This is a genomic window from Bradyrhizobium macuxiense, from assembly GCF_001542415.1.
In the GTDB taxonomy this organism is placed as follows: Bacteria; Pseudomonadota; Alphaproteobacteria; order Rhizobiales; family Xanthobacteraceae; genus Bradyrhizobium; species Bradyrhizobium macuxiense.
On the sequence record NZ_LNCU01000040.1, the window covers coordinates 269105 to 276840 of the forward strand.

Annotated in this window: 8 protein-coding genes and 1 pseudogene; 2 read left to right on the forward strand and 7 right to left on the reverse strand. The window is 64.0% G+C overall.

Annotated features, from left to right (window positions below; genetic code table 11):
• Positions 1-91 precede the first annotated feature (91 nt).
• The 5 genes from folK to AS156_RS13860 form a co-directional block, all read right to left on the reverse strand.
• Positions 92-583, reverse strand: coding sequence for a 2-amino-4-hydroxy-6-hydroxymethyldihydropteridine diphosphokinase (gene folK, locus AS156_RS13840; protein ID WP_066504685.1), 492 nt, complete (start codon positions 581-583; stop codon positions 92-94).
• Positions 576-956, reverse strand: a complete 381-nt coding sequence (gene folB, locus AS156_RS13845; RefSeq protein WP_066504689.1) for a dihydroneopterin aldolase — start codon at positions 954-956, stop codon at positions 576-578. The genes folK and folB overlap by 8 nt, the downstream gene beginning before the upstream one ends.
• Positions 953-1813, reverse strand: a complete 861-nt coding sequence (gene folP / locus AS156_RS13850) for a dihydropteroate synthase (RefSeq protein ID WP_066504691.1) — start codon at positions 1811-1813, stop codon at positions 953-955. Before folP ends, folB begins: the two co-directional genes overlap by 4 nt.
• Positions 1814-1900: 87 nt before the next feature.
• Entirely contained in the window at positions 1901-2308 is a 408-nt protein-coding gene (locus AS156_RS13855) for a DUF4332 domain-containing protein (protein ID WP_066504694.1), read from the reverse strand.
• A 68-nt stretch (positions 2309-2376) separates the two neighbouring features.
• Entirely contained in the window at positions 2377-2742 is a 366-nt protein-coding gene (locus AS156_RS13860; protein WP_066504808.1) for a hypothetical protein, read from the reverse strand.
• A gap of 336 nt (positions 2743-3078) precedes the next feature.
• Between AS156_RS13860 and AS156_RS13865 the strand changes: the two genes are divergently transcribed.
• Both AS156_RS13865 and AS156_RS13870 read left to right on the forward strand, forming a co-directional pair.
• Complete coding sequence (locus AS156_RS13865) at positions 3079-4692, forward strand: helicase HerA-like domain-containing protein (RefSeq protein ID WP_066504696.1); 1614 nt, start codon at positions 3079-3081, stop codon at positions 4690-4692.
• 96 nt (positions 4693-4788) lie between these two features.
• Positions 4789-6189, forward strand: a complete 1401-nt coding sequence (locus tag AS156_RS13870; RefSeq protein WP_066504810.1) for a M20/M25/M40 family metallo-hydrolase — start codon at positions 4789-4791, stop codon at positions 6187-6189.
• Positions 6190-6304: 115 nt separating this feature from the next.
• On the opposite strand, the gene AS156_RS13875 is transcribed toward AS156_RS13870, so the two are convergent.
• Positions 6305-7084 carry a class II aldolase/adducin family protein gene (locus AS156_RS13875; protein WP_066504699.1) on the reverse strand — a complete coding sequence of 260 codons (780 nt, stop codon included), beginning with the start codon at positions 7082-7084 and terminating at the stop codon, positions 6305-6307.
• 174 nt (positions 7085-7258) lie between these two features.
• Positions 7259-7736: pseudogene (locus AS156_RS44345) on the reverse strand (hypothetical protein); the annotation flags it as partial.

The following is a 7736-nucleotide window of genomic DNA, read 5'->3' on the forward strand; positions in this document are numbered from 1 at the left end:
TCGCCGGCCCCGCGACGGGGCCACCTGATTTGGCCGGAAATTGCCACGGGCGGGCGGCCAAGCCAAACAGTTGTTTGAGGTTTTTTGGGCCTCAATCGAGGTCCGGCAGGCGGAAAATACCGTCGGTCGAAACCCCGGCCAGCGCGTCAGCGACCCGGCGCCCGGCAATGACGCGGTCTGGAACGATCTCGGCCAGCGGCACCAGCACGAAGGCGCGCTCGAACAGGCGCGGGTGAGGCAGCGTCAGTTCCGGCTTGTCGAGCTTGATATCGTCATAGGCGACCATGTCGAGGTCGAGGGTGCGCGGGCCCCAGCGCCGCTCATTGGCGCGGTCGCGGCCGAACCTCGTCTCGATCTTGTGCAGCGTGAACAATAGCGCATGCGGGTCGAGGCTGGTCTCGATCTCGATGCAGGCATTGGTGAAGCTTTGCTGCTGCTCCTCACCCCAAGGGGGCGTCGAATAGTCCGCCGAGCGCGCCAGCAAGGCGGCTTGCGCCATCCCGCAGATGTTGGCGATGGCCTTGCGGAACGTCGTGCGGACGTCGCCGACATTGCCGCCGAGTGCGATCAGGACGCTAGGCATGGGACGGTGGATGCCTCGAGCGTGTCAGTACCACGCCGACATCCTCGAAGATCGCGGCGATCGGGGCGTGCGGCTTGTGGACCGTGACCTTCACGGCCCTGATGCGCGGGAACGTGCTGAGGATGTCGTCGGCCACTGCGCCGGCGGCGCGCTCCAGCAGCTTGTAATTGGTGTTCTTGAACGCCGACGTCGCGGTCGCCACCACGTTGGAATAGGAGACGGTGTCGGAGAGGCGGTCGGTGCGCGAGGACTCCGAAAGATCGGTATAGAGTTCGAGGTCGATGACGAAGCGCTGTCCAACTTCGGTCTCATGTTCCATCACGCCATGACGGGCATGGATGACGATCCCGGTGATGAAGATCGTATCGGTCATTGCTGTTTCCTGATTGCTGCAGCCACCCGCAGCGCCTGAACGGTTTCCACAACGTCGTGCGCACGGATGATGCGCGCGCCGTTCTGCGCGGCGATCAGATGCGCCGCGATCGAGCCGCCGATGCGCTCACGCGGCTCCGACGGCACGACCGTGCTGATGAAGCGCTTGCGCGACGCGCCGATCAGCACGGGCAGGCCGAACGCGTCGAGCTCGGAGAGCCGCGCCAGCACCCTCATGCTCTGCTCCTGCGTCTTGCCGAAGCCGATGCCGGGGTCGAGCACGACCTTGTCGGACGAAATGCCGGCCTTTGTCGCAATGTCGAGCGAACGGGCAAAAAAGGCCGCGATGTCCTGCATGATGTCGATCGCCGGATCGGCACGCTCGCGATTATGCATGACGATCACGGGTACGCCGCGCGCGGCGACGAGCGGCGCCATGCCGCTATCGCGCTGCAGGCCCCAGACGTCATTGGCGATCGCGGCACCCCGGTCTAGCGCCCAGGCCACAACCTCCGATTTCATGCTGTCGATCGAGACCGGGACGCCGAGCGCGACCACGTCGGCCAGCACCGGCTCCAGCCGGTTCATCTCGGCGTCCGCCGAGACGGGTTGCTGGGAGCCATAGGGGCGGGTCGACTCGGCGCCGATGTCGATGATGTCGGCGCCGTCCGCGACCAGCTTGCGGGCCTGCGCCAGCGCCTGTTCGGGCGCGATGAACTGCCCGCCGTCGGAGAATGAATCCGGCGTCACGTTCAATATGCCCATCACCGCCGGATAAGGCTTGGACAGCAATGCCGGCAGCAGCGCGCGGCCGGCGGCGCCGGCTGCGGCTGATGATATGGGCCTGGTTGCCATCATGCGGTGGCTTTGCGCTGCCGGCGCCGGCAAGTCAAGGCATGCCGACGCGAGGCCGCAGCCGATAGCGGCGCAGAGCCTTTAGGCAGGCTAATAGGTGATCTTGGGAGGCAGCTTGCGTGCTTGCTCGATGAGCAGTTCGACCGATTTCTCTGAAGGCATGACGCGGACGAGCTTCCGCTTGATATTGGCGTCCTTCATGCTCTGCGACAGCCGCGACGGATTGCGGTGCGCAAGCTCACGCACAGTGGTGACGCCGGCGGCGCGCATCAGGCCGACCTTCGCCTTGCCCATGCCGGGAATCCGCATGTAGTCGGAGATGTTGGCCCATTCGAGCAATTGCTGCTCGCTGATCCCGGTTTTGGCGGAGAGCGCCTTGCGTCCCTTGACGGTGCGGGCGGCTTCAAGCAGCGCTTCGGTCGTGCGGATACCTTGTGATTTCAGTTTGGTTGCGCAATAGGCCGACAGGCCTTCGATCTCGGAGAGGGGGTATGTCATGATACTCGTATGCAGGTAGAAGAGAGCGTATGCGCAAGGGCGTCAGAGATAGGGCGTCAAGGTGTGCTTCAGGCAAACTGGCTAAGGCCCGGCGTCCCCGAGATGATCTCGCCCATTTGATCCGCTCCGATTTTGTCGCGGCCGAACACAAAAAGTTCGCGCGCGATCTTCTGAATCTCGTTCACGGTCAAACCAAGCGCCATCAGTCGGGTGCCGGCGGCCATCATTCCGCCGCCCATCAACCGCGATAGACCACCGCTGTTGCTGGAGGCGGCGATTGCCGCTTCGGCGCCGGGGATTTGGTCGATGAGAGCCTGGACTTTGTCGGAAGGTCCCTCGTTACGGAGGAAACCCAGAACGATGCCGATGGTTTTTTCAGCGACAGCGCCATCGATGCCGGCCTTTGTGGCCAGCTGTCCAACCAGTTCGTCCATCTTGCCCCGCCTCATCCGGCTTTTGCCGGATAGCTCTTAAGAATTTATCTTGAGCGTCCGTGCCACGAAATACAAGCGATCCGCGCATTTCAGTTCGTTTTCTTTTTCGATCGCGTCGTGAGTGTTGCACCGCTGCAAGAGTGAGCGCCGGATTCACGCTATCTTGTCGCAATGCGCAATCCCTTTCTTCACCCGGCACGGAAGAAAGTATGAGGAACCTCGGGGTGACTTTATACGTCTGCGCGTGCAGATGGTTTTATTCGACCGCTAAGATGCAATATGATTGCTGCGGGCTCGACAATCGAGCCGATCTAATCTGCGCGAAGAGATGAAGCGATGGCGACGTCCGACAACAAGCTGGCCGATACCGACGAGAAGATTTTCATCGGCAAGGGTGAGGAGACAGCGTGGCTGACGCTCGCGCTGGCCAACCGACACGGTCTTGTGACCGGTGCGACGGGAACCGGCAAGACCGTCTCGCTACAGGTCATGGCTGAAGGTTTTGCGCGCGCCGGTGTTCCGGTCTTTGCCGCCGATATCAAGGGTGATCTTTCCGGCATCTCCGAAGTCGGCGAGGCCAAGGACTTCATTGTCAAGCGCGCCAAGGAGATGGGGCTGACCTTCCAGCCGGATCAGTTCTCGACCATCTTCTGGGACGTGTTTGGCGAGCAGGGTCATCCGGTGCGCGCCACCGTCACCGAAATGGGCCCGCTGCTGCTGTCGCGAATGCTCGACCTCAACGACGTGCAGGAAGGCGTGCTCAACGTCGCCTTCCGCGTCGCCGACGAGAACGGCCTTGCGCTGATCGACATGAAGGATCTGCGCGCCTTGCTCGATGCGATCGCTCCCGACGGGAGCAGGAAGGCGGGCGACGATGAGGAAGATCCGCTGGCGCCGCTCCGCAAGGCCGCGCAAAGCTACGGCAACGTCTCCAAGGCGACGGTCGGGACCATTCAACGCCAGCTCCTGGTGCTCGAGAACCAGGGCGGCACGAAGTTCTTCGGTGAGCCGGCACTCACGCTGAAGGATTTCATGAGGACCGACCGCGACGGTCGCGGCATGGTCAATATCCTCGTCGCCGACAAGCTGATGCAGAGCCCGCGACTTTACGCCACGTTCCTGCTCTGGATGCTTTCGGAATTGTTCGAGGAATTGCCGGAGGCCGGCGACCTGCCAAAGCCGAAGCTGGTGTTCTTCTTCGACGAGGCGCACCTGTTGTTCAACGATGCGCCGAAGGCGCTGATGGACAAGATCGAGCAGGTGGTGCGTCTGATCCGCTCCAAGGGCGTCGGCGTCTATTTCGTCACGCAGAATCCGATCGATGTGCCCGACAAGGTGCTGGCGCAGCTCGGCAACCGCGTGCAGCATGCGTTGCGCGCCTTCACGCCGCGCGACCAGAAGGCCGTTGCCGCGGCAGCGCAGACCTTCCGGCCCAATCCGAAGCTCGACACAGCACGCGTGATCATGGAGCTCGGCAAGGGCGAGGCGCTGGTGTCGTTCCTCGAAGGCGGCGGCACGCCGTCGATGGTCGAGCGCATCCTGGTCCGGCCGCCATCGGCGCGGATCGGACCGATCACGCCCGAGGAGCGCAAGGCGATCATGGATGCGAGCCCGGTGAAGGGAAAATACGACACCGCGATCGACGAAGAATCCGCTTACGAGATCATCCAGAAGCGTCTCGCCGGGACGGCGGCGCCGGCGGAAGGCGGTGACGGCGGCGGCATCCTCGGTCAGATCGGTGCGATTGCAGGCGCGATCTTCGGCACCAACGTCAAGCGCGGCCGGCTGTCGACCGGGCAGGTGATTGCGCGCAATGTCACGCGCTCGGTGACCGACAAGGTGGTCGGTGGCGTGGTCGCCGATCTCGGCAAGTCGGTTGGCGGCTCCGTCGGCGGGTCGATCGGCCGCGCGATCGTGCGCGGTGCGCTCGGCGGATTGCTGCGGAGGTAACACCTCGCGCTCGCGCGGTCGAAGAGAGCCGGCGCTTTGCCTTGGCCGGCCGGCGGGCTACAACCCGATGCTATCTTCACCAACAGGATGTCCGCGATGTCCAACGCCAAGCTGCAGCCGGTCCTCGACCGCATCGATGCCGATTTCGACAACAGTCTCGAGCGGCTGTTCATGCTTCTGAGAATCAAATCGATCTCGGCCGACCCGGCCTTTGCCAAGGACTGCAAGGCGGCCGCCGATCATCTCGCCGCGGACCTTGCAACCCTCGGTTTCAAAACCGAGGTGCGGCCAACCGCGGGCCATCCGGCCGTGGTCGGCAAGCTCAACGGCAGCACCGACGGACGCCCGCATGTGCTGTTCTACGGCCATTACGACGTGCAGCCGGTCGATCCCCTGAATCTCTGGCATCGTCCGCCGTTCGAGCCCGTGGTCACCGACCACGCCGACGGTCGCAAGATCATCGTTGCGCGCGGCGCCGAGGACGACAAGGGCCAGCTGATGACCTTCGTCGAGGCGTGCCGCGCCTGGAAGACGGTGACGGGATCGCTGCCGGTCGACATCACCGTCATCATCGAGGGCGAGGAGGAGGTCGGCTCGAAGAATTTCGTGCCGTTCCTGGAGGCGAACAAGGCCGAGCTGAAGGCAGACTTCGCGCTGGTCTGCGACACCGGCATGTGGGATCCGAACACGCCGGCGATCACGACCTCGCTGCGCGGCCTGGTCTATGACGAGGTCAAGATCAAGGCTGCCAATCGCGACCTGCATTCCGGCGTGTTCGGCGGCGGTGCGCAGAATCCGATCCGCGTGCTGACCCGCATCCTCGGCGGCCTGCACGACGAGAACGGCCACATCACCATTCCCGGATTCTACGACGGCGTGAAGGATCTGCCGCCGGATATCCTGGCACAGTGGACGAAGCTCAATCTGACGCCGGAAAGCTTCCTCAAGCCGATCGGGTTGTCGCTGCCGGCCGGTGAAAAGGACAGGCTGCTGATCGAGCAGGTGTCCTCGCGGCCGACCTGCGACATCAACGGCATCATCGGCGGGTACACCGGCGAAGGTTCGAAGACGGTGATCGCGGCGGAGGCGTCGGCGAAAATCTCGTTCCGCCTGGTCGAGGGACAGGACCCGGAGAAGATCCGGCAGGCGTTCCGCGACTACGTCAAGGCGCGAGTGCCGGCGGACTGCAAGGCGGAGTTCACGGACCACTCCAGCGCACCCGCTATCGCGCTCGACTGGAACATGAAGCCGCTGGCAGCCGCCAGGCGCGCGCTCACCGACGAATGGGGCAAGGAAGCGCTCCTGATCGGCTCCGGCGCCTCGATCCCGATCGTGGCGGACTTCAAGCGCACGCTCGGCCTCGACAGCGTGCTGGTCGGCTTCGGGCTCGACGACGACAACATCCATTCGCCGAACGAGAAGTACGACCTCAAGAGCTTCCATAAGGGCATCCGCTCCTGGGCCCGCATCCTCGCGGCCTTCGCCGACGCCAAGTGAGGCGCGAAGCCCGCGACCCTTGCCGAACGTGAAAACGCCGCCCGGAATTGGGCGGCGTTTTGATTCAGGTCGTGCAGAGGGTGTTGACCCTAATCTACGCGCAGTTTGTGAAAATTCAACTACGGTAGCCGGGATTGACCCGGTCGAGCTTGCGCAACAGCGGTGGCCAGACGAGCTGCGTCGAGCGGAGCTCGGCGCGATCCGGGTTGGACAGCAACTGTGTGTTCTTGTCGATCGCCTCCTGCTCGACCGGATAGGTGATCGGGCCGAGCGCGCGGGTCGCCACCTGCATCGAGCAGGCACGCTCCAGATGGTACATGCGCTCGAAGGCCGAGGCGACCGAACGGCCGACCGTCAGCGTGCCGTGATTGCGCAGCAGCATGTGGTTCTTGGTGCCGAGGTCGCGCTGCAGGCGTGGGCGTTCATCGTGATCGAGCGCGATGCCTTCATAGTCGTGATAGGCGAGATCGTGGGTGACGAGCTGCGCGGTCTGGTTCAGCGGCAGCAGTCCGTCCGGGTTGCTCGACACCGCGGTCCCGTCGATCGTGTGCAGATGGAGCACGCAGCCGGCGTCCTCGCGTACCTCGTGGATCGCCGAATGGATGGTGAAGCCGGCCGGGTTGATGCTGTAGTCGCTCTTGGAGAGCTGATTGCCATCGAGGTCGACCTTGACCAGGCTCGACGCGGTGATCTCGTCGAACATCAGGCCGTAGGGGTTGATCAGGAAGTGATGGTCCGGGCCCGGCACCCGCGCGGAGATGTGCGTGTCGACCAGGTCGTCCCAGCCATAGAGGGCAACCAGGCGATAGCAGGCGGCGAGGTTGATCCGCTGCTCCCATTCCGCCGCGCTCATATCCGACGGCACTTCCTTCAGGCGCGCTTCCGCTGGCGACATAGTCCATTGCTCCATTGCGCTGTTGTTGGGAGCCTAGCGTTGCCGCCCGACCGCAGCAAGGCCGCGCTCCGGCGTGACAGTCATGCTGCCATGTGAAGGCTAGGCATGATCGGAAACGATCATGCTCCGACACCGCGCCAGGGCGCGATGAATCTGCTGCGGAGGCGTCGCGCCCTATGGCGCGGGGATCGAGAGCAGGCTCGAGATGCTGCGGCCACGGATGTCGTAGACGCGGGCGAACACGACGTCGTCGCGCTTGATCTCGAGCATCACCGGGGCAGCCAAGCCCTTGCAGTAGAACTCGCCGAGCGTCATCGCGAAGTCAGCGGCGTTGCTGTCCCAGCCGATCGTGAAGTCGGGACCGAGCGCGACCTGCGCCGGCCGCTGCGGTCCGCAGACCGCGACCTTCCACTTGCGGTCTTGCGGCGGGACTTCCTGCCGCTCGACCAGCTGCTCGCGCAGTCCGTCGGAGGCCTGCTTCAGTGCCAGGCCCCAATAGTCCAGCATGAAGTAGTTGTCGGCGGTCCGCACCGTACCGGCGATGTGGTTGAAGTGCGCGTATTGATACGGGTGCAGGCGGATCATTTCGCTGAGCGGCAGCAGCAGGCCGAACGCGAAAACCGCGAGCGCGGCAGGCTGCCAGGCGCGGCGG